The sequence below is a fragment of the Streptomyces sp. 6N223 genome, from assembly GCF_052246635.1.
Taxonomy (GTDB): domain Bacteria; phylum Actinomycetota; class Actinomycetes; order Streptomycetales; family Streptomycetaceae; genus Streptomyces.
Genome location: NZ_JBQQCA010000131.1, coordinates 1 through 2,483 on the forward strand (window position 1 = coordinate 1; position 2,483 = coordinate 2,483).

Here is a 2,483-nt window from a genome sequence, read left to right on the forward strand (position 1 = left end):
CCCAGCACATCGGCGAAGAGACCACACAAAATCTCCTCCCGAGCCGTCCGAGGCGCCCGCCCCTCCCCACCAGAAACGACATCAGGAGCGGGCAACGCCCGGTAGTCGACCTTCCCGTTCGGGGTCAGCGGAATCGCGTCAACCGGCGTGATGCCGGCGGGCACCAGGTAGTCGGGAAGCTGTTCGCGCAGCGTCTCCCGCACCCGCAGCCGCACCGTGGAGAACTCGCTTGGTTCGGTCGGCACGACGTAGGCGATCAGGCGTTTGTCGCCGGCGTCGGTCTCGTGGGTGGTGACCACGGCCTGGGCGATATCGGGATGGGCGGTCAACGCCGCCCGCACCTCGCCCGGCTCGATCCGGAACCCACGAATCTTCACCTGATCATCCGCACGCCCCAGATACTCCAACTGCCCACCCACACCCCACCGCACCACATCACCCGTGCGATACATCCGCGACCCCGGCTCGCCGAAGGGGTCAGCGACGAAACGCGTGGCGGTCAAGCCAGACCGGTTGAGGTACCCCCGCGCCAGGCCAGGACCCGCCACATACAACTCACCCGCCACCCCCACCGGCACCAGCCCCAGATGCTCATCCAGCACATACAGGCGGGCGTTGGGGACGGGAGTACCGAGGGGCACGCGATTGCCGGGTCGCAGGCGGCCGACCGTGGCGGCGCAGGTGATCTCGGTCGGCCCATAGGCGTTCACGCAGCGGCGGCCAGGAGCCCATGCTGTGACCAGGTCGGGCGGGCAGGCCTCACCGGCCAGGGTCAGGACCCGCAGGCTGGTGAGGGTCTGTGGAGCGTCGGGCGGCAGAGTGCCCACGACGGAGGGCGGAAGCGTGGCGTGGCTGATCTCCCGGTCCGCCAGGATCTCCAGCAACTCCTCGCCCGCGAGCCGTTGCTGGTGCGAGAGGATCAGGGCGCCGCCGGTCGTCAGCGCCATGATCAGGTCCCATATGGAGACATCAAAGCTCGCTGAGGCGAACTGAAGCACCCGGGCCGCGGAATCGGCCTCCACGTTCTCGGCCTGGGAGGCCCGCAAACCGGCGATTCCCGTGTGGGTGACCGAGACACCCTTCGGCCGGCCGGTGGAACCGGACGTGTAGATGACGTACGCCGTGTCGGCTGGTTCGAGGTGGGTGGTGGGGTTGGTGGTGACGGCTGCCTGCCAGGAGGCCTGGGTCTCGGGCGCGTCGATCGGGACCGTGGTCCCGGCGAGGTCCCCAGGTAGGTCGGGGGCCGTGGCCAGGGTGGTGAGGATCAGGGCGGGCCGGGCATCGGCGGCGATATACCGGATTCGCTCCGCCGGATATGCCGGGTCGATCGGCAGGTACGCAGCGCCCGCCTTCACGATCCCCAGCACCACCGCCACCTGCTCCGCGCAGCGCGGCATGGCCACCCCGACCACCCGCTCCGGGCCGATACCCCGGCCCATCAGCCAGTGCGCGACGCGATTCGCCCGCGCATTCAACTCGCCGTAGGTCCAGGCAGCATGCTCCGCCTCGACCGCCAGGGCCTCAGGCGCGGCCGCCACCTGCGCCTCGAACAGCTCAGGCATCGTGAGCGGCGGGATGTCCTGGGGGTTGTGGCCGTGGGTGAACAGCAGCCGGTCGCGTTCGGTGGGCGTGAGCAGGTCGGGGGTGGCGATGCGCTGCTGCGGGTCGGAGACGACCGCCTCCAGCAGCCGCTCCCAACGCGCGATGAACGCCTCGATCGTGCGGCGATCGAAGAGATCGGTGGAGTACTCGACGATGCCGGTCAGCCCGTCGGGAACCCCCTTGTTCTCGACCTCGATGAGGCTCACGGTGATATCGACGCGGGATACGCCGGTGCCGAAGTTGATCGGCTCGGCATCCAGGCCGAAGAGGCTGGGCGCGGTGTCAACGCCGTTCTGGAGCGCCAACATGATCTGGAAGAGGGGGTGGTGGGCGGTGGACCGCTGCGGGTTGAGCTTCTCGACGAGTGCCTCGAACGGGATGTCCTGGTGGGCGTACCCCGCGAGGCTGGTCTCGCGCGATCGAGCGAGCAGTTCGGCGAACGTCGGGTTGCCCGAGGTGTCGGTGCGCAGGACCAGGGTGTTGACGAAGAGCCCGACGAGATCACTCACACCTTCGTCGGTACGCCCGGCGATCGGGGTGCCGATCGGTATATCCGTGCCCGCGCCGAGCCGGGTGAGCAGAGCCGCCAGGGCCGCATGCAAAACCATGTGCACGGTGGTGCCGGTCGAACGGGCCAGTTCCGTGATGCCGCGGTGGAGCTGAGCGTCGAGAAAGACCTCCACGATGTCGCCCTGGTAGGAAGCGACGGCCGGGCGGGGGTGATCGGCCGGAAGGGTGACCTGTTCCGGCAGGTCGGCGAGTTGCTCGGCCCAGTAGGCGTACTGCCGGCTGAAACGGCTCTCCGGATCGTGCTCCTCGCCCAGCAACTCCCGCTGCCACAGGGTGTAATCCGCGTACTGCACCGGCAACGGCTCCCACAC

Annotated in this window: 1 protein-coding gene; it reads right to left on the reverse strand. The window is 68.9% G+C overall.

The genetic code is table 11. From position 1 onward, the window contains the following. Positions 1 to 2,465, reverse strand: a 2,465-nt coding sequence (locus ACTWQH_RS32620) for a non-ribosomal peptide synthetase (protein WP_443290430.1), incomplete at its 3' end; no start/stop codon positions are given. Positions 2,466 to 2,483: the final 18 nt, after the last annotated feature.